The 19,171-nt window shown below is 71.7% G+C and carries 15 protein-coding genes; 8 read left to right on the forward strand and 7 right to left on the reverse strand.

Going from position 1 to position 19,171, the window contains the following annotated elements:
* Positions 1–58: 58 nt before the first annotated feature.
* The gene (locus QZ433_RS07260; RefSeq protein ID WP_295781302.1) at positions 59–1,507 is read right to left on the reverse strand and encodes a cation:dicarboxylase symporter family transporter; all 1,449 of its coding nucleotides are present in this window, start codon (positions 1,505–1,507) and stop codon (positions 59–61) included.
* A gap of 136 nt (positions 1,508–1,643) precedes the next feature.
* On the opposite strand from QZ433_RS07260, the gene QZ433_RS07265 reads away from it, so the two are divergent.
* Both QZ433_RS07265 and QZ433_RS07270 read left to right on the forward strand, forming a co-directional pair.
* Positions 1,644–3,245 carry an ATP-binding protein gene (locus QZ433_RS07265; RefSeq protein WP_295781343.1) on the forward strand — a complete coding sequence of 534 codons (1,602 nt, stop codon included), beginning with the start codon at positions 1,644–1,646 and terminating at the stop codon, positions 3,243–3,245.
* Positions 3,242–3,925, forward strand: a complete 684-nt coding sequence (locus tag QZ433_RS07270) for a response regulator (RefSeq protein ID WP_295781305.1) — start codon at positions 3,242–3,244, stop codon at positions 3,923–3,925. The genes QZ433_RS07265 and QZ433_RS07270 overlap by 4 nt, the downstream gene beginning before the upstream one ends.
* A gap of 78 nt (positions 3,926–4,003) precedes the next feature.
* Here QZ433_RS07270 and ald read toward each other — a convergent pair whose 3' ends face one another.
* Positions 4,004–5,089 (reverse strand): alanine dehydrogenase, encoded by a 1,086-nt coding sequence (ald, locus tag QZ433_RS07275; protein WP_295781307.1) that lies wholly within the window; start codon positions 5,087–5,089, stop codon positions 4,004–4,006.
* A 155-nt stretch (positions 5,090–5,244) separates the two neighbouring features.
* Between ald and QZ433_RS07280 the strand changes: the two genes are divergently transcribed.
* A complete protein-coding gene (locus tag QZ433_RS07280; protein WP_295781310.1) occupies positions 5,245–5,718 on the forward strand; it encodes an Lrp/AsnC family transcriptional regulator in 474 nt (157 codons plus the stop codon).
* Between the two features lie 13 nt (positions 5,719–5,731).
* On the opposite strand, the gene mmuM is transcribed toward QZ433_RS07280, so the two are convergent.
* From mmuM to QZ433_RS07295, 3 genes are all read right to left on the reverse strand, one after another.
* A complete protein-coding gene (gene mmuM, locus QZ433_RS07285; protein ID WP_295781314.1) occupies positions 5,732–6,589 on the reverse strand; it encodes a homocysteine S-methyltransferase in 858 nt (285 codons plus the stop codon).
* Positions 6,586–7,092: a MarR family transcriptional regulator gene (locus QZ433_RS07290; RefSeq protein ID WP_295781317.1), complete on the reverse strand. Its 507-nt coding sequence runs from the start codon at positions 7,090–7,092 to the stop codon at positions 6,586–6,588. Before QZ433_RS07290 ends, mmuM begins: the two co-directional genes overlap by 4 nt.
* Before the next feature lie 81 nt (positions 7,093–7,173).
* On the reverse strand, positions 7,174–8,175 hold the full coding sequence (locus QZ433_RS07295; protein ID WP_295781319.1) for a LacI family DNA-binding transcriptional regulator: 1,002 nt from the start codon (positions 8,173–8,175) through the stop codon (positions 7,174–7,176).
* A gap of 200 nt (positions 8,176–8,375) precedes the next feature.
* Between QZ433_RS07295 and QZ433_RS07300 the strand changes: the two genes are divergently transcribed.
* The 5 genes from QZ433_RS07300 (at position 8,376) to dgt (ending at position 15,734) form a co-directional block, all read left to right on the forward strand.
* Complete coding sequence (locus tag QZ433_RS07300; protein ID WP_295781324.1) at positions 8,376–9,662, forward strand: extracellular solute-binding protein; 1,287 nt, start codon at positions 8,376–8,378, stop codon at positions 9,660–9,662.
* 11 nt (positions 9,663–9,673) lie between these two features.
* Complete coding sequence (locus QZ433_RS07305) at positions 9,674–10,687, forward strand: sugar ABC transporter permease (RefSeq protein WP_295781326.1); 1,014 nt, start codon at positions 9,674–9,676, stop codon at positions 10,685–10,687.
* Entirely contained in the window at positions 10,684–11,559 is an 876-nt protein-coding gene (locus QZ433_RS07310; RefSeq protein WP_295781329.1) for a carbohydrate ABC transporter permease, read from the forward strand. Before QZ433_RS07305 ends, QZ433_RS07310 begins: the two co-directional genes overlap by 4 nt.
* 6 nt (positions 11,560–11,565) lie before the next feature.
* On the forward strand, positions 11,566–13,920 hold the full coding sequence (locus QZ433_RS07315) for a glycoside hydrolase family 3 N-terminal domain-containing protein (RefSeq protein WP_295781332.1): 2,355 nt from the start codon (positions 11,566–11,568) through the stop codon (positions 13,918–13,920).
* Between the two features lie 185 nt (positions 13,921–14,105).
* Entirely contained in the window at positions 14,106–15,734 is a 1,629-nt protein-coding gene (gene dgt, locus QZ433_RS07320) for a dGTP triphosphohydrolase (RefSeq protein WP_295781335.1), read from the forward strand.
* Between the two features lie 421 nt (positions 15,735–16,155).
* On the opposite strand, the gene araA is transcribed toward dgt, so the two are convergent.
* Together araA and QZ433_RS07330 are read right to left on the reverse strand one after the other, a co-directional pair.
* Positions 16,156–17,667: an L-arabinose isomerase gene (gene araA, locus QZ433_RS07325; RefSeq protein ID WP_295781338.1), complete on the reverse strand. Its 1,512-nt coding sequence runs from the start codon at positions 17,665–17,667 to the stop codon at positions 16,156–16,158.
* A gap of 20 nt (positions 17,668–17,687) precedes the next feature.
* Positions 17,688–19,171 (reverse strand): FGGY-family carbohydrate kinase (locus QZ433_RS07330; RefSeq protein ID WP_295781341.1); only part of this gene is annotated, 1,484 nt, incomplete at its 5' end.

Raw genomic sequence — 19,171 nt, forward strand, 5'->3', positions numbered from 1 at the left:
GCGACACGCGCGGGGGCGGGGGCGGCCGAAGCCGCCCCCGCCGGGGTGTGCGCGAGCGTCACGAGCGGCTCCGGGCCGCCGCCTCCGCCTCCGCCTGAGCGCGGAAGGCGTCGAGCGCCTGGGTGTCCACCGGCGCGGGACCGGTACCGGCCTGGAGCGACGCCTGCTCCTCGGCATCCGCCGCGGGAGTGGCCGAGTGGTCATGACCGGTCAGGAGCGACTCGTCGAAGGGGATCTGACCCGCCAGGACCTGACGGACGCGCTCGCCGTCGTACTGCTTGGTCCAGACGCCGATCAGCATCGTCGCGACCGCGTTGCCGGTGAAGTTGGTCACGGCGCGGGCCTCGGACATGAAACGGTCGATGCCGACGATGACGCCGACGCCGTTGACGAGGTCGGGACGGTAGGCCGACAGACCGCCCGCCAGGGTGGCGAGGCCCGCACCGGTGACACCCGCGGCGCCCTTCGAGGCGATGATCATGAAGATCATCAGGCCGATCTGCTCGGGGATCGACATCGGCGTGCCCATCGCGCTGGCGATGAACAGCGACGCCATGGTCAGGTAGATGGCCGTGCCGTCGAGGTTGAACGAGTAGCCGGTCGGCACCGTGATGCCCACGACGGGCTTGGACACGCCCAGGTGCTCCATCTTGGCGATCAGGCGGGGCAGGGCGGCCTCGGAGGACGAGGTGCCGACGATGAGCAGGTACTCACGGCCGAGGTACTTCATCAGGGTGAAGATGTTGACGCGGGTGACGGCGTAGAGCAGCACGCCCAGCACCAGGGTGATGAAGAGGAAGCACGTGAGGTAGAACGCCCCCATCAGGATGCCGAGGCTGATCACGGCCTGGAAGCCGGTCTTGCCGACGACCGCGGCGATCGCGCCGAACGCACCGATCGGGGCGAGCCACAGGATCATGCCGAGGATGCGGAAGACGAGCGCCTGGAAGTTGCGGATCCCCTCGACCATGCGCGCACCGCGCTCGCCCATGCCCTGCAGGGCGAAGCCGACGAGCAGGGCGATGAAGAGGACCTGCAGGATGCTGCCGCCGGTGAAGGCCGAGAAGAAGGTGGTCGGGATGATGCCGAGGATGAACTCCTGCGTAGTGGTGGCCTCGGGAACGGCGTCGTACTGCGCACCGGCGATGTTCAGCCCCTCGCCGGGGTGGATGATGTTGCCGACGATGAGACCGATGATCAGCGCGAACGACGACATGACCAGGAAGTAGATCATCGCCAGCCCGCCGATCTTGCCGACCGTCGAGGCCTTCGCGATCGAGCCGATGCCCACGACGATCGTGCAGAAGATGACCGGGGCGATCATCATCTTGATGAGGCTGACGAAGCCCTTGCCGATCGGCTCGAGGGTCGTGGCGAAGGCCGGGGCGACCAGGCCCACGACGATGCCGCCGGCGACGGCGATGATCACGGCGATGTAGAGCCAGTGGTTGCGGTCGATCTTCTTACGCGGCCGACCGTCGCGAGTGGTGCGGAGTGAGAGAGCCATCAGCGCCTATCCCTTTCCTAACGTCTTCGTTGTCCGGCGGAGGCGCCGGGTGGATGTCACGACTGTGGTCGACGGCGAGCGCGGTGACGATTTGTGGTCGTATTGTTCACGGCAGGCGCGACGAAGGGCGGTGAGCATGCGGCTGAGCGTGGGCGGGCGGTTGGCGCTGGTGTCGCTGGGCGTCGTCATCCTCGTCGCGGGCGTGCTCGCGGCCCTGCTGTCGGTGCAGCTGAGCGATTCGGGTCAGCGCGAGGCCGAGAAGGTCACGCGATCGGTGGCCGAGACGATCGCGCACGAACCCGACGTCGCCCAGCTGGCCGCCGCCCGGGACTCCGGCACCCTGCAGCCCATGGTCGAGCAGATCCTCGCCGAGGCCGACGTGTCGTTCGTCACGATCATGACGCCCGACGGCACCCGCTTGACCCACCGCAATCGCTCCGAGATCGGCGATCCCTACCTGGGTTCGCGCGACGAGGCGCTCGCGGGACGCACGTTCACCGAGGTGTACGAGGGGACCCTGGGACCGTCGGTGCGCACGATCGCGCCGATCCGCGGGGACGGCGCCGAAGAAGGACCCATCGTGGCACTCGTGTCGGTCGGCGTGACCCTCGGCGCCGTGCAGCAGGACATCGCCGCTCGCGCCCCGCTCATCGTCCTGGCATCCGCCGCCATCGTCGGCATGGGCGTGCTGGGCGCACTCTACGTCCGCCGCAGCGCGCGACGCGTGACCGGCTCGTACACGCCCACCGAGCTGTCGCGTCTCGTCGAGAGCTACGAGACGGTCCTGCACTCGCTGCGCGAGGGGCTCGTCGTCACCGACCGGTCAGGGCGCATCGTGCTCTACAACGACGAAGCCGCCGACCTGCTGGGGCTTCCTCCCGCGACGAGCGGGCAGGTCTCGCTGGACCCGCGGACGATCGACATGGATGCCGGACTCGCCGATGCCATCGCGACCGGGCGGCGCATGGTCGAGGAGACCGTCGTCACCGGCGAGCGCGTGCTGCTGGTCAACCAGGAGGAGGCGCGCGACCTCAACGGTCGACGCGCGCCCGAGCGCGGACGGGTGATGACCCTGCGCGACCGCTCGGAGCTGCAGGCGCTCCTGGGCGAACTGGAGGGTGTGCGCACGCTGAGCGACACCCTGCGCTCGCAGACGCACGAGCACGGCAACCGGCTGCACGCCCTGCTGGCTCTGCTCGAACTCGGTCGCATCGACGAGGCACGGCGCTTGATCGTGGCATCCACCGGGGAGAGACAGGAACTCGCCGACCGCCTGGTCTCGGACGACGACGCCACCGTCGTGGCGTTGCTCCTCGGCAAGCTCGACGACGCCGCCGAACGCGGCGTGCGCCTCGACATCGACGTGGCCGAACCCACCCCGGCGCTCCCTCTCGCCGCGGCCGAGGCGGTCACCGTCGTCGGCAACCTCGTCGACAACGCCCTGGATGCCGCGGCCGCCGGCGCCGAGCCCCGCTGGGTGCGCGCGACGCTGCGCGACAGCGGCGACGACGTCCTCGTCGAGGTCGTCGACAGCGGCCCCGGTTTCGACCCCGCCCTGGTCGACCCCTTCGCCTTCGGCGCGTCGACCAAGACCGCGCTCGCGCCGGGCGGACGGGGCGTGGGTCTGACGCTCGTGCGCGACATCGTCGCCGCCCGCGGGGGCACGCTGCAGGTCGGCGACGCCCCGACCACCGTGCGGGTGCTCCTCCCCGCCGTCGCTCCGGCGGTCGGCCCGTGATCCGGGTACTGGTGGTTGACGACGACGCCCTCGCGCTCGAGCTGCACACGGCGTACGTCGAGCGCGTACCGGGCTTCGCGGTCGCCGGGCAGGCGTCGGGCGCCCGCGCCGCGTTGACGGCGATCACCGACCCCGGGCGGCAGATCGACCTCGTGCTGCTGGACATGACCATGCCCGACGGCGGCGGCCTCGACGTCGCGCGGCGCGTGCGGGCGATGGGATCGGGCGTCGACATCATCGCGGTCACGGCGGTGCGGGATGCCGCGACCGTCCGCGCCGCGGTGTCGACCGGCGTCGTGCAATACCTCATCAAACCGTTCGCGTTCGCGGCGTTCCGGGAGCGGCTCGAGGCCTACCGGACGTACGTCGAGGGCCTGGACCGCGCCGCGGGCGATGCCACCCAGTCCGAGGTCGACGCTCTGCTCGGATCGCTGCGCACGGTCGCGGCCCCGACGCTCCCCAAGGGGCTCGGCGACGAGACGCTGCAGGCGGTCGCCGAGCGCGTCCGCACGGCAGAGGGCGCCGTGTCGTCGACCGAGGTCGGCGAGAGCGAGGGCATGTCCCGCGTCACGGCGCGACGCTATCTCGAGCACCTGGCCGACGTCGGCCGTGTCCGCCGGGTCCCCCGGTACGGCGGTCAGGGTCGCCCCGAGATCACCTACGCGTGGGTGCGCGCCTGACCGTCGCTCCCGCGCGGTCCCCGAGCCCGTCGAAGGGACCGACCCGCCACGAGGTCCCTGAGCCACCTCAACCGGGGATCAGAGGTCGAAGGCGGCGCGGACGCCCTCGTTCACGACGACGCCGGCGCGCACGTTGAGGCCCTTCGCGAGCGCGGGGTCCGCGTCGGCGGCGGCTTCCCACCCGTTGTCGGCGATGCGCATGATGTAGGGCAGCGTCGCGTTCGACAGGGCGCGGGTCGAGGTGTGCGGAACCGCGCCCGGCATGTTGGCGACGCAGTAGTAGAGGGCTTCGTGCACGCGGAACGTCGGCGCGTCATGGGTCGTCGGGCGCGACCCCTCGAAGCACCCGCCCTGATCGATCGCGATGTCCACGAGCACCGACCCGGGCTTCATCGCGGCGACCATGTCGTCCGTGACGAGCTTGGGGGCCGCGGCACCCGGGATGAGCACCGACCCGATGACCAGGTCGGCGTCGGCCAGCTGCTCGGCGATCTCGAGACGGGTGGACGCGCGCGTCTCGATCGCCCCGCCGAAGCGCTCCTCGAGCTGACGGAGCTTCGGCAGCGAGATGTCGACGACGGTCACGCGAGCCCCCAGGCCCAGCGCGTTGGCCGCGGCGTGCTCTCCCGCGACACCGCCGCCGATCACGACGACCTTCGCACGCGGGGTGCCGGGGACACCGCCGGGCAGCAGTCCCCGCCCGCCCGAGGCGCGCAGCAGGTGGTGCGCGCCCTCGATGATCGACAGTCGGCCGGCGACCTCGCTCATCGGCGCGAGAAGCGGGAGCGCGCGGTCGGGCGTCTGCACCGTCTCGTAGGCGACAGCCGTGGTTCCCGCCGCCACCAGGGCGTCGGTCAGCGGGCGGTCGGCGGCGAGGTGCAGGTAGGTGAACAGCGTCAGGTCGGGGCGCAGGTGAGCGTACTCGGGCGCGATGGGCTCCTTGACCTTGACCAGCAGCTCGGCCCGCGCCCACGTCTCGTCGGCCGTGGCGACGATCTCGGCGCCGGCGGCGCGGTACTGCTCGTCCGAGAAGCCGCTCCCCTCGCCCGCTCCCGCCTGGACGAACAGCTCGTGGCCGCGATGGACGAGGGCGTCGACCCCCGCGGGCGTCATGGCGACGCGGTTCTCGTTGTTCTTGATCTCGGTGGGCACGGACACGCGCATGGGTTCCTCCTCGAGCGGATGAGCGATGCCGAGAGAATCGCAGAAAGAAGTGTTTCGTGGGTGTTTCTCCGAATATCCTTCGATCACACGGATGTTCTCGAAACCGGAAGCGGATGCCGAGACCTCCCCCACCCCCTCACGGCGAAGGATCTACGGTGACCGACGACGACCTGCACCCGCTCGACGCCCGGATCATCGAGCTGCTCTCGGCGGACGCCCGCATGACGAACGCCGCACTGGCCGAGGCGCTGGGGGTGGCGGCATCCACCGCCCATGCTCGCGTGCGCGCGCTGCTGGAGCGCGGTCTGATCACCGGGTTCCACGCCGCCGTGGACCAGAGCCGCCTCGGACGGGGGCTGCAGGCGATCGTCGGCGTCACCCTGCGGCCCGGCCAGCGACAGGAGAGCATCCGCGCCTTCGCGCATGAGATCCGGCGGCATCCCGACGTGATCCAGCTGTTCTTCCTCGGCGGGGCGGACGACTTCCTCGTGCATATCGCCGTCGATGATTCTTCGGCCGTACGACGTTTCGTCGTCGATCATCTCTCGGCGCGGCACAGCGTGGCCTCCACCCGGACGAGCATCATCTTCGAGTACCACCGGAACGCTCTGGCGGCGGACTTCGACTAGCGACCGCGGGGACTCAGCGCCGGACGGCCGCCGCGATCGCGGCGATGTCGGCGGGGGTCGATCGACAGCACCCGCCGACCAACCGCGCCCCGGCGGCGACCCACGACGGGGCGTCGTCGGCCAGGGCGGCGGACCCTCCGCGCCAGGTGCGGGTCGCGGCATCCCAGGTCTCGCCCGTGTTGGGGTACGCGACGAGCGGGACCCCGGGGGCCTCGGACAGAGCCGCACCCACCGACGCGGGCGCGCAGCAGTTCACTCCCACCGCGAGCACACCGGGGACGGAGGCCGCGAGTCGCAGCGATCGGGCGCGCGCGCCGGGAGCGGCGAAGCCCGAGCTGTCGCCCGACAGGCTCACGAACGCGGGCAGGTCGACGTCGGCGAGCTCGAGGGCGAGGGCCTCAACCTCGAGCGGCGAGGGGATGGTCTCGACCGCGAGCACGTCGGCCCCGGCCTCGGCGAGCACGTGCAGCCGGCGACGGTGGGCTGCGCGCAGGTCGTCGAGCGACAGGCCGTACGCGCCGGTGTACTCGCTGCCATCGGCGCGCAGCGCCCCCAGAGGACCGACGGATGCCGCGACCACCACGTCGCCGGCGTCCCGCGCGACCGACACCGACCGGCGCAGGAGCGCCTCGACCTCGGCGTCGGGGATGTCGCCCCCGAAACCCACCTGATACGACGCGGTGATGACCACCTCGGCGCCGGCGGCGACGAACTCGGCATGGGCGGCGCGCACCTCGTGGGGGTCGTCGCGCAGAACCCGCGCCGACCACAGGGCGCTCGTGACGTCGTTGCCGCGCGACTCGAGCAGCGTGCCGAGTCCCCCGTCCAGAATGACGGGACGCTCGGCCAGGGCGTCGGCGAGGGCGATCACGCCTCGTGCGTCTCGCCCGCCGCGAGCACGCGCAGGGCGCTCGCAAGCAAGGCCTGATCGGCGCGACTGACGTCGCGCAGGGCCTCGGCCTCGAGTCGCACGAGCTCGGTCATCGCGGCATCCACCCGTTCGATCCCCTCGGGGGTGATCGCGACGAGGATCGCACGCCCGTCCGAGGGGTTGGGACGCCGGTGCACCAGGCCGCGCTCGGCGAGCTTGTCGAGCCGGTTGGTCATCGCGGCGCTGCCGATCATCGTCGCCGTGATCAGGCGCGTGGCGCTGAGTTCGGTACCCGCTCGGCGCAGGACGGCCAGCACGTCGAACTCCCACACCGCGATGCCAGCGCTCGCGAACGCCTTGGCGCGGAGCTTCGACAGATGGAACGCCGCCCGACGCAGGCGCGACATCACGTCGAGGGGGGTGAGGTCGACCTCGGGCAGAAGTTGCGACCAGGCGTCGATGAGGAGGTCGACCTCGTCGTCTTTACTGCTCGCGATAGGCATTCTTCGACGGTACCGGAGCGGCGGGGTGGTGCGGCGCGGCGTGCCGGGGATGGATGCCGGGTGGGCGGACAGGATGCCGGATCAGCGCGAGCGCGGCGGAGCCGTCGTCCCGCGCGCGACCAGCCGCGTGGGCAGCTCGATGTGCGTCTGCGCGAGGGTCTCGCCCGCCAGCAGGGCGAGGACCATGCGCACCGCCTCGGCGCCCAGGCGTTTCATCGGCTGGCCGACGGTGGTGAGCCCGGGCTGCGCCCGCGCGGCCTCGGGGACGTCGTCGAAGCCCACGACCGACAGGTCGTCGGGCACGTGCAGCCCCCGTTCGCGCGCGACATCGACGATCGACAGGGCCGACAGGTCGTTCGCGGCGAACACCGCGGTCGGCGGGTCGTCGAGGGAGAGCATCGCGTGCGCGGCCTCGCGCGCGACGTCCTGCTCGTAGCGACCCACCCCGACCAGGGTCGGATCGAACGGGATGCCGGCGGCCGACAGTCCGGCTCGATACCCCGAGGCGCGGGCCACCGCGGAGCGCAGGTCGGGCCGACCGGCGATGAAACCGATCCGGCGGTGCCCCAGCTGCACGAGATGGTGGACGGCCTGCTGCGCTCCGGTGTAGCTGTCGGACTCGACCGTGGGCAGGTCGCCGCGACCGGTGTGCGGGTCGATCGCGACGATGGGCACCTCTCCCGAGACGGTGACGACCGTGGGGGTGACGATGATCGCCGCGTCGATGAGGGTGCCGCTCAGCCGGCTGAGCGAGCGGCGCTCCCACCCCTCGCCGTCGCGACGGGCGGCGGTGTAGGCCAGCAGGTCGTAGCCGGTGCCCGACAGTGCTCCCCCGACGCCCTTGAGGATCTCGGCCGAGAACGGTTCGATGCCGGCGACGAGCACCCCGATCACCCCGGTCCGCCGCGAGCGCATGCTGCTGGCCACGAGGCTGGATTCGTAGCCGAGGGCCTCGACCGCGTCGAGCACGCGCCCCACGGTCTGGGGCGAGACACCGTAGCGACCGTTGACCGCCTTGGACACCGTGGCCACCGACACCCCGGCGGCCGCCGCGACGTCGTGAATCGTGGCGCGCCTGTTCATGGCATCCGACCCTAGCGTGGAAATCATTTTCGAAAACGTTTGACGACCCCTTCGCGCCCGGGTGACACTGCTGAGACCTCGGCGGGCCGCACACCCACCGGGGACGAACGAACGGCCGTGACGAACGGCCCGCGACCCCGGCAGAGCAGCCGACACCGACGCGTCCCGCGACGCACTCGACGAAGAGAAACGGGCATCACATGAACACGCGCAAGATCATCGCCGGAACGGCCCTCGCCGTCGCCGGCACCCTCGCCCTCGGCGGTTGCGCCGCCGGCGGCTCCGGCGGACAGAACGCCGACGGCAGCGTCACCCTGACGATGTGGCACAACTCCACCACCGGCGACGGGAAGAAGTACTGGGAGGACACCGCGGCCGCGTTCGAAGCCGCCAACCCCGGCGTCACGATCGAGATCCAGGCGCTGCAGAACGAAGAGGTCGACGGCAAGCTGCAGACCGCGCTGAACGCCGGCGACGCCCCCGACATCTTCATGGCCCGCGGCGGCGGAAAGCTCGCCGACATCGTCGCCGCCGGGCAGGCGATGGACCTCACCGACAAGATCACGCCCGAGGCGAAGGCCGCCCTGGGCAACTCGCTCGGGGCGTTCGAGGTCGACGGCAAGAACTACGGCATGCCCGTCGCGGTGCTGCCCTCGGGCATCTTCACCTCGCAGGACCTCCTCTCGGCCGCGGGCGTCACCACCGCCCCCGCCACGATCGACGAGCTCGAAGCCGCCAACGCCAAGATCCGCGCCACGGGCGTCGCCCCGATCGCCGTCGGCGCGAAGGACGCCTGGCCCGCCGCGCACTGGTACTACAACTTCGCGCTGCGCGCCTGCGCCAAGGACGTCCTCGACCAGGCCGCCTCGAGCCGCAGCTTCGACGACCCGTGCTGGATCGAGGCGGGCGAGAACCTGCAGTCGTTCCTGGCCACCCAGCCGTTCAACGACGGCTTCCTCACCACCGCCGCGCAGCAGGGCGCCGGGTCCTCGGCCGGACTGCTCGCCAACCGACAGGCGGCCATGGAGCTCATGGGCGCCTGGAACCCGGGGGTCATCGCCTCGCTGACGCCCGATGAGCAGCCCCTGCCCGACCTCGGCTGGTTCCCCTTCCCCGAGGTTCCCGGTGGCGACGGAGAAGAAGGCGCCATCATGGGCGGCGTCGACGGGTACGCGTGCTGGGTCAACGCCCCCGCGCAGTGCACCGACTTCTTGAACTTCGCGGTCAACCAGGAGAACCAGGAGCGTTACGCCGACGCCTTCCAGACCATCCCCGCCTCGAGCGAGGCGACCGCGGCCGTCACCACCCCGGCCCTGCAGTCGGCGCTGAAGGCGTACACCGACGCGCCGTACGTCTCGGTCTGGCTCGACACGCTCTACGGACAGAACGTCGGAAACGCGCTCAACGTCGCCGTCGTGGACCTCTTCGCCGGCCAGGGGAGCCCGCAGGGCATCGTCGACGCCGTCAACGCCGCCGCGGCGCGCTGAGGACGACCGACATGACCACCCAGCTCGCCACCACGGCGACCGACGCCGGGTCTCGCCGCCCGGCCGGGGAGGGCGCTCGCCGCGCCCCCTCGGCCGGGCGGCCGCCCGCGCGGCGGCGCCTCGAGAACTGGCGCATCCGCGGCGAACTCGCGATCCTCCTGGGCCCCGCGCTCGTGGTCTTCGTGTCGTTCGTCATCCTCCCCGTCGTCCTCGCGGCCTACTACGGCTTCTACCGGTGGTCGGGTTTCGGCACCCCCGTCGACTTCGTCGGCATCCAGAACTACGTCACGATCCTCACCGACCCCGCCTTCCACGACGCGCTCGGGCACAACGCCCTGATCGTCGTCGGGTCACTCGTCCTGCAGGGCCCGCTCGCCCTGGGCCTGGCGCTGCTGCTGAACCGCAAGATGCGCGCGCAGTCGCTCATCCGCGTGCTGATCTTCGTGCCCTACGTCATCTCCGAGGTCGTCGTCGGTCTCGGCTGGGGCCTGCTGCTGCAGTCGGGCGGAGCGCTCAACGGCGCCCTGGACAAGATCGGTCTCGGCGCCCTCCGCGCCGACTGGATCTCGGACCCCGCGCTGGCGATCTGGACGCTGCTCATCATCATCACGTGGAAGTACATCGGCTTCGCCGTGATCCTGTTCCTCGCGGGCCTCCAGGGCATCCCGGAAGAGCTCAGCGAGGCGGCGGCGATCGACGGAGCGTCGTACTGGCAGATCCAGCGGCACATCGTGCTGCCGCTCATGGGCCCGACCATCCGGGTCTGGGCGTTCCTGTCGATCATCGGCTCGCTGCAGCTGTTCGACCTGGTCTGGATCATCTGGGGCCAGTACGTGGCCTCGACCGCCGGGACCTCCACCATGGCGACGTACATGGTCGCCAACGGCCGCAACGCCGGCAGCTTCGGCTACGGCAGCGCCGTCGCCGTGGTGATGTTCCTCATCTCGCTCGCCGTCGCCCTCGTCTACCAGCGCTTCGTGCTGCGACGCGACACCGCGGGCGCCCTCACCGGAGGAACAAAATGACCGCCACCGCCACCCTCGTCACCCCGAAGGCCCCGCGCCGTGTCGCCGCCGGATCGCGGCGGTCGTCCTCGATCCTCGTCGGCTTCGTCGCCCTGCTGCTGATCGGCATGATGCTCGCCCCCGTGGTCTACATCATCCTCGGCGGCTTCCGCTCGAACGCCGAGATCACCGTCGACCCGGCCGGGCTGCCGACCACGTGGAACTGGCAGAACTACGCCGACGTCCTCGCCAGCGGGGTGTTCTGGGGCCAGGTCGGCAACTCCGCGATCGCGGCGATCGCCACGACCGTGTTCGTCGTGGCCCTGGGCCTGATGGCCGCCTTCGCCCTCGCCCGCTACCGCTTCCGCGGGCGGGGCGTGGTCTTCGCGCTGTTCACGGCCGGGCTGATGTTCCCGATGACGGTCGCGATCACGCCGCTGTACATCCTGGTGCGCAACCTCGGCCTGATGAACTCGCTCGCCGGCGTCGTGATCCCGCAGATCGCCTTCGCGCTGCCGCTGACCATCATCATCCTCTCGCCGTTCCTGTCGGCCATCCCCCAGGAGCTGCAGGAGGCCGCCTCGATCGACGGCCTCGGCCGCCTCGGCTTCTTCTGGCGCATGGTGCTGCCGCTCGCCGTCCCCGCGGTGGTGACCGTCGGCATCCTGGCCTTCGTCAACAGCTGGAACTCGTACATGCTCCCGCTGTTCATCCTCAACAACGAAGCCGCGTACACGCTGCCGCTGGGGACGCAGGCGTTCGCCTCGCAGTACTCCGTCGACACCGCCCGCGTGCTCGCATTCACCTCGCTGTCGATGATCCCGGCGCTGCTGTTCTTCAGCGTGTTCGAGCGTCGGATCGTCGGCGGCCTCACCGGCGCCGTGAAGGGCTGACCAGACATGACCATCCACCACACCGACGTCGGTGCTGCCCGCGCAGCCGGAACGTCGGCCCGCGTCCGGGCGCTCGTCGCCGAGATGACCCTCGACGAGAAGCTCGCGCAGCTGGTCGGGTACTGGGTCGACCAGGGCGACGAGGTCGTCGCCCCCCTCTCGGGCGAGAAGGTCACGTCGACGGCCTACGCGGATGCCACCGTGCACGGCCTGGGTCACCTCACCCGCGTGTACGGCACCCGCCCCGTCGACCCGGGGGAACGGGCCGCGTGGCTGTGGGGCGAGCAGCGACGTCTGCAGACCGAGACGCGGCTCGGCATCCCCGCCCTCGTCCACGAGGAGTGCCTGACCGGCTTCGCGGCGTGGAAGGCCGCGACCTTCCCCACCCCGCTCGCGTGGGGCGCGTCATTCGACCCCGAGGCGGTCGAGCTCGTGGCATCCGCGATCGGACGCTCGATGCGCGAGGTCGGGGTTCACCAGGGCCTCGCACCGGTGCTCGACGTGGTGCGCGACGCCCGGTGGGGACGCGTCGACGAGTGCATCGCCGAGGACCCGTACGTCGTCGGCACCATCGGCACCGCGTACGTGCGGGGCCTGCAGTCCGCGGGCGTGCACGCGACGCTGAAGCACTTCGTCGGATACTCGGGCTCCCGCGCCGGACGCAACCACGCTCCCGTGCACGCGGGACCGCGCGAGTTGCAGGACGTCTTCCTGCCCCCGTTCGAGATGGCCGTCCGCGACGGCGGGGTGCGCAGCGTCATGAACTCGTACACCGAGATCGACGGCGTGCCCGTGGCCTCGTCGCGCGAGCTGCTGACCGATCTGCTGCGGCGCCGATGGGGCTTCGACGGCACGGTCGTCTCGGACTACTTCGCCGTCGAGTTCCTGCGCTCGATGCACGGCGTCGCGGCCGATCGCGGCGAGGCGGCGCAGCTGGCCCTCGAGGCCGGGATCGACGTCGAGCTGCCCGGACCGGACGCGTATCCGCACCTGGCCGAGCGAGTGGCATCCGGCGCCCTCGATCAGGCGGTCGTCGACCGCGCCGTGGTGCGCGTGCTCTCCGAGAAGGAGGAGCTCGGGCTGCTGGATGCCGACTTCTCGACGCCCCCGACCGGCATCGACCTCGACGACGCGGAGCACCGGCCGCTCGCCCGCCGCCTGGCCGAGCAGTCGGTCGTGCTGCTGCACAACGACGGGGTGCTGCCGCTCGGCGCTCCCGGCCGTGTGGCTCTGATCGGCCCGAACGCCGACAGCACCGACGCCCTGATGGGGTGCTACTCGTTCGCGAACCACGTGCTCGCTCATCACCCGGGGGTGCCGCTCGGCTTCTCGCTGCCGACGGTGCGCGACGCCGTCACGGAGCGCTTCGGCGAGGTGTCGTACGCGCAGGGCTGCACCGTCGAGGGAACCGACCTCTCGGGACTGGATGCCGCGGTGGCGACGGCCCGAGAGGCCGACGTCGCGATCGTCGTGGTGGGCGACCGCGCGGGACTGTTCGGGCGGGGCACCGTCGGCGAGGGCAACGACGCCGACTCGCTCGACCTGCCGGGCGTGCAGCGTCAGCTGGTCGAGGCCGTCGTGGCCACCGGCACCCCGGTCGTGCTCGTGCTGCTGACCGGGCGTCCGTACGCCCTGGACTGGGCGCTCGACACCGCCGCCGGTCCCGCCGCCGTGCTGCAGGCCTTCTTCCCGGGCGAGGAGGGCGGCCCGGCACTCGCGGCCCTGCTGGCGGGGGATGCCACCCCCTCGGGGCGCCTGCCCGTGTCGCTGCCCCGCTCGGCGGGTGCGCAGCCGTACTCGTACCTGCATCCGCTGCTCGGAGGGCCCTCGGGCGTGACGAGCACCGATCCCACCCCCGTTCGCCCCTTCGGGTTCGGACTGTCCTACACGACGTTCGCGCGCGGGGAGCTGCGGGTGGACGGGGTCGCGGCCGCCGCTTCGCGCGCGGACGAGGCGGTCCCGGCCTCCGGACCCTCCGCCGAGGTGCGCGCGGGCGACGCGTTCACCGTGTCGGCGCAGGTGACCAACACCGGAACCCGGCACGGGGCCGACGTCGTGCAGGTGTACGCGCACCGCGCGGTGGCGAGCGTCACGCGGCCGGTCGCGCAGCTGGTGGCGTACGCGCGCGTGGAGCTCGAGCCGGGCGAGAGTGCCGAGGTGCGCTTCACCGTGCCGGCCTCGCGGCTCGCCTACAGCGATCGCGCGCTGCGCCGCGTCGTCGAGGCCGGAGAGCTCGAGCTGCGCCTCGGCCCTTCGTGCGCCGTCGTCGACGAGGCGGTGCGCGTGCGTATTACCGGGCCGACCTACGAGCTGGGCGCCGACGACGCCCGCATGGTCGAGGTCGAGGTGCGCCGGGCCTGACCCCGCCCTTGAGCGTCCCGGACACGCCGCGTCCGCGCGCACCCGCGCGGCGTGTCCGGGACACTCGGCATTCCCCCGGGGGCGCCGGGGAGCCGGGGGCGGGGAGGGGGATGCCGTCGCGCGGCGAACGCGACCCGCATCCGCGTTAGCGTGGGTCCACGCCATCGACGCCGCGGAAGGACCCGATGACCCTGCACGACGAGACCGCTCCCCCGACCGCCGACGCCCGCGTCGACGCCCCGGCGTCCGCCGCGCCCGGTCCCGCCGCGCCAGGTGCCGAAACGCCCGGCGCCCGGACTCCCGGTACCTTCACCGACGCGCGGGCGGAACGCGGCACGGTCGTCGGCAACACGGCATCCCGGATCTTCTCCGACCGCGACGACGTGCACGATCCGTGGTCGATCGATCTCGAGCGCATCCAGTTCTCGCCGTACTTCTCGCGCCTGTCGGCCGTCACGCAGGTCGTGTCGCCGTCGATCAGCGGAGCCCCCGTGCACAACCGCCTCACCCACACGCTCAAGGTGAGCGCGATCGCTCGCGGCGTCGCGCTGCAGCTGAACACCCGCTCGCGTCGCGCCGGCGAGGGCGACGTGTGCAACGCCACGGTAGTCGAGGCCGCCGCCTACGCGCACGACCTCGGTCACCCGCCGTTCGGGCACCTCGGCGAGTCGACGCTGAACCGCCTGGCCCGCGACGAGCTGGGGCTGCCCGACGGCTTCGAGGGCAACGCGCAGACCTACCGCATCCTCACCGCGCTCGACGTGATCGAGACGGCCCCGCGCGGTCTCAACCTCACCGCCGCGGTGCGTGCGGCCTCGGCGAAATACCCCTGGGCACCGTCGGTGTCGCACGACGAGGTCGATCGGATCGGCCCGCCCCGCGGCATCCGCCCCTCCCCCGACGGCACCTACCGCGTGCACAAGTACTCCGCCTACGACCTCGACCTCGCGGACCTCGACGAGGCCCGCCGGGGAGTGGATGCCGACCCCCTCCGCCAGAGCATCGAGGGCGCCGTGATGGACCTGGCCGACGACATCGCCTACTCGGTGCACGACGTCGACGACTTCTACCGCGCCGGCATCCTGGACCACGCCCCCATCGCGGCGGAGTTCCGCGGCTGGCTCGACGACGTGCTGGAGTGGCGCTCGCGCGACGACGCCGAGGTGCGCGCCGAGCTCGCCCCCGGAGCGGGCCTGGAACGCCTGCGCCGCAAGATGCGCCGCGACGACCCCTGGATCGCCGACGACGAGGCCTTCCTCGCCGCCGTCAGCGACGTGGATGCCGAGATGGTCACCGACCTGCTGGCCCGACCCTTCGACGGCTCGCTCACGGCCGAGCGCCGCCTCGCCGCCTTCACCGATCGGTGGATCCGCCGGTTCCAGGAGTCGGCGCAGCTGCGTCCGCTCGACACCCCGCGCGCCGGTCCCGTCGTGCTGTCGGCGTCGGCCTGGCACCACGTCGAGGTGCTGAAGTTCGTGCACAAGCGCTTCGTGCTCAGTCGTCCCGACCTGGCGATCCAGCAGCGCGGAATGAGTCGCATCCTCGCCCGGTCGGTGCGCGCCCTCGGCGAGTGGCTCGACGACGACCTCGACCGCGCCCGCACGCCCCGGCGCCTGCGCGAGCTCATCGCGCTCGTGCACGAGCAGTACGCCGCCCTGCCCGCGGACCGCCGCCCCGCCGACGTCGACCGACTCGCGCGGGCCCGCGGCATCGTCGACTACGTCGCCTCGCTCACCGACGCGCAGGCGTTCGCGCTCTCCGAGGCGATCTCGGGCCGCGCGGATCGGCTGTGGGCACTGGGCCAGCGGCTGTGACCGCGACGGTGGGGGACGACGGGCGGGTGGACAGAGGCCGCTGAAGCGACCCTCCGCTCTTCGAAGCCGCGGTGGGGCGTGGCATCCCTGTCCCACTTTCGGCTGCCGCGGCGGCGCCCGCGGTGGGCGCGGCATCCCTGTCCCACTTTTGGCGGCCCCGGCGCCTTCGAACCGGCAAGAAATGGGACATGCACCCCCATAAGTGGGACGAGGGTCGCCGCGGCGATCGCCACCAGATCGGTGAGCGATGACGGTACTCCCACGGAACGAAGAAGTGCCCCGGGACCCGCGCAGCCCACCGCTGCGCCGGTCCCGGGGCACATTCCGTGCGTCGTGTCGACGCGCGGCGCGCATCCCGAGCGAACGGGAGGCGCGAGCGCCGCGTCGCCCCGGGGCAGTGCGGCTCCCGGGGCGACGGGTCTTACAGGCCCTGGGCCAGGCGGTAGTACGCCTGGTTCCAGCGCAGCTCGCTCTGGAAACCGCGAACCGTGGTGTCGTCGTCGATCACGACGAGCTCGGTCTTGGCGATCTCCGCGAAATCGCGGAACACCTCGATGCCCACGGCCGTCGTCATGACGGTGTGGTGCGCGGCACCGGCGGCGAGCCAGCAGCCGGCCGAGGTGGCGAAGTCGGGGGCGGGCTTCCACACGGCACGGCCGACGGGCAGCTTCGGCAGGTCGGGGGCGTCGACGTTCTCGACGACGTTGGCCACCAGGCGGAAGCGATCGCGCATGTCGCTCATCGCGACGACGAGCGCGGGACCCGCGTCGGCGGTGAAGACCAGGCGCACCGGGTCGTCCTTTCCGCCGATGCCGAGCTCGTGGATCTCGAGGCGCGGTTTCTTCGTGGTGAGCGACGGCGAGACCTCGAGCATGTGGGCGCCGAGGATGCGCTCGCTGCCGGGAACCAGGTCGTAGGTGTAGTCCTCCATGAGCGAGGCGCCGCCGGGCAGGCCCGCGCCCATCACGTTCGCGACGCGCACGAGGATCGCGGTCTTCCAGTCGCCCTCGGCGCCGAAGCCGTAGCCCTCGGCCATCAGGCGCTGCACCGCGAGACCCGGCAGCTGCTTCAGCGCGCCGAGGTCTTCGAACGAGGTGGTGAAGGCGCCGAAGCCGCCCTCCTCGAGGAACGAGCGCAGGCCCAGCTCGATCGCGGCGCCGTCGCGCAGCGACTGGTGGCGCGCCCCGCCGGGGAGCAGCTCCTCGACGACGTCGTAGCTGTCGACGTACTCCTGCACGAGGGCGTCGATGTCGGCATCCGATGCCTTCTCGACGGCCTCGACCAGCTCGTTGACGCCCCACGTGTTGACCTGCACGCCGAAACGCAGCTCGGCCTCGGTCTTGTCGCCCTCGGTGACGGCGACGAAGCGCATGTTGTCGCCGAAGCGCGCGAGCTTGAGGGTGCGCGCGGCGGTCCAGCCGGCGGCGGCGCGCTCCCAGTCCTCGATCTGCTGGCGCACGGCGGGGTTCGACACGTGGCCGACGACGGTCTTGCGCGAGACGCCGAGGCGCGTCTGGATGTACCCGAACTCGCGGTCGCCGTGGGCGGCCCGGTTGAGGTTCATGAAGTCGAAGTCGATGTCGTTCCAGGGCAGCTCGACGTTGGCCTGCGTGTGCAGGTGCAGCAGCGGCTTCTGCAGCGCGTCGAGACCCGAGATCCACATCTTCGCGGGGCTGAAGGTGTGCATCCAGGCGATCACGCCGATGACGTCGTCGCGACCGTTGACCTCGAGGGCCATGCGGCGGATGCTGTCGGAGTCCTTCAGCACGGGCTTCCAGACGACCTTCACCGGCAGGCCGTTCAGGCCCTCGACGACGGCCTGCGACTGCTCGGCGACCTGCTTCAGGGTCTCCTCGCCGTAGAGGTTCTGGCTGCCGGTGACGAACCAGACCTCGTAGCCGTCGAGGTCGTTCTTGAGGGGAGTGCGGGTCATGACTGTTCCTTTTCGGGTCTTCAGAGGGATGCCACGGCGGCGGCCTCGACGGCCAGTCCCGCGCGGTAGCGGTCGAGGTAGGCCGAGAAGCCGGCCACGTCGGCCGGTTCGGGCTCGGCCGTCACGATCGGCGCGTCGGCGAAGACGACCTCGGCGAGGTAGGCGTCGAGGTCGCGGCCGGCGCCGTCGGCGACGTACGCCGCGAGCACGGCCATACCCCACGCGCCGCCCTCAGACGCCGTCTCGGCGACGGCGACGGGTGCGTCGAGCGCCGCCGCGAGGAAGCGCTGCGCGACCCCCGCGGTGCGGAACATGCCACCGTGCGCATACATCCTGTCGAGGCCGACGCCCTCGGCGTGGAGCACCGCCATGCCGAGCGCAAGCGTTCCGAAGACGCCGTACAGCTGCGCGCGCATGAAGTTCGGCAGCGTCAGACGACTGTCGGGGGTGCGCACCACGAGGGGGCGGCCCTCCTCGAGACCCGCGATCGGCTCACCGGCGAGGTGGTTGTACGCCAGCAGTCCGCCGGCGTCGGCTTCGCCGCCCAGCGCCGCGTCGAACAGCGCCGCGTACGTGGCATCCGGAGTCACCGGGGTGCCGGCGGCGGCGGCGAACGCGGTGAACATGTTCGCCCAGGCGGCGAGTTCGCTCGCGCCGTTGTTGCAGTGCACCATCGCGACCGCGTCGCCCGAGGGCGTCGTGACCAGGTCGAGCTCGTGGTGCACCTCGGCCAGCGGGCGCTCGAGCACGACCATAGCGAAGATGCTCGTACCGGCGCTCACGTTGCCCGTACGGGGCGCCACGGCGCAGGTCGCGACCATGCCCGTGCCCGCGTCGCCCTCGGGAGGAGCGAACGGGATGCCGGGACGCAGGATCCCGCTCGGGTCCAGCAGCCGCGCCCCGTCGTCGGTCAGGCTGCCGGCCGAGGCCCCTGCCACGAGCACGCGCGGCAGCAGGTCGGCGAGCGCCGGGACGCGCCCGGCCGCGAGGCCGTCGTAGCGCGCGACGAGCTCGGCGTCGTAGTCGCGGGTGGCCGAGTCGATGGGGAACATGCCCGATGCGTCGCCCACGCCCAGGACCTTCTCGCCGGTGAGCTTCCCGTGCACGTACCCGGCGAGGGTGGTGAGGAAGCGGATCTCGGGGACGTGCGGCTCGGCATCCACGACCGCCTGGTGCAGGTGCGCGATCGACCATCGCAGCGGGATGTTCACACCCAGGAGCTCCGTGAGCTCGGCTGCGGCGACGCCGGTGTTGGTGTTGCGCCACGTGCGGAAGGGGGTGAGCAGCTCACCGTCGGCGTCGAACGCGAGGTAGCCGTGCATCATCGCCGACACACCCATCGCGGCGTAGCGCTCGGGGGTGACGCCGTGCTGCTGCCGGACGTTCTCGACCAGCTCGGCATAGGCGGCCTGCAGGCCCGACCAGACGGCATCCAGCGAATAGGTCCACAGCTTGTCGGCGTAGACGTTCTCCCACTCGTGGGAGCCGGTGGCGAGGACCTCGG

Source organism: uncultured Microbacterium sp. (assembly GCF_913776565.1).
Lineage (GTDB): Bacteria > Actinomycetota > Actinomycetes > Actinomycetales > Microbacteriaceae > Microbacterium.

What these genes read in the sequence shown, in the direction of transcription:
- QZ433_RS07265 (WP_295781343.1), top strand. Translation starts at nt 1,644, where the DNA reads ATGCGGCTGAGCGTGGGCGGGCGGTTGGCGCTGGTGTCGCTGGGCGTC.
- ald (WP_295781307.1), bottom strand. Translation starts at nt 5,089, where the DNA reads ATGCGCGTGTCCGTGCCCACCGAGATCAAGAACAACGAGAACCGCGTC.
- QZ433_RS07315 (WP_295781332.1), top strand. Translation starts at nt 11,566, where the DNA reads ATGACCATCCACCACACCGACGTCGGTGCTGCCCGCGCAGCCGGAACG.
- dgt (WP_295781335.1), top strand. Translation starts at nt 14,106, where the DNA reads ATGACCCTGCACGACGAGACCGCTCCCCCGACCGCCGACGCCCGCGTC.
- QZ433_RS07290 (WP_295781317.1), bottom strand. Translation starts at nt 7,092, where the DNA reads ATGCCTATCGCGAGCAGTAAAGACGACGAGGTCGACCTCCTCATCGAC.
- QZ433_RS07300 (WP_295781324.1), top strand. Translation starts at nt 8,376, where the DNA reads ATGAACACGCGCAAGATCATCGCCGGAACGGCCCTCGCCGTCGCCGGC.
- QZ433_RS07305 (WP_295781326.1), top strand. Translation starts at nt 9,674, where the DNA reads ATGACCACCCAGCTCGCCACCACGGCGACCGACGCCGGGTCTCGCCGC.
- QZ433_RS07260 (WP_295781302.1), bottom strand. Translation starts at nt 1,507, where the DNA reads ATGGCTCTCTCACTCCGCACCACTCGCGACGGTCGGCCGCGTAAGAAG.
- araA (WP_295781338.1), bottom strand. Translation starts at nt 17,667, where the DNA reads ATGACCCGCACTCCCCTCAAGAACGACCTCGACGGCTACGAGGTCTGG.
- QZ433_RS07295 (WP_295781319.1), bottom strand. Translation starts at nt 8,175, where the DNA reads ATGAACAGGCGCGCCACGATTCACGACGTCGCGGCGGCCGCCGGGGTG.
- QZ433_RS07310 (WP_295781329.1), top strand. Translation starts at nt 10,684, where the DNA reads ATGACCGCCACCGCCACCCTCGTCACCCCGAAGGCCCCGCGCCGTGTC.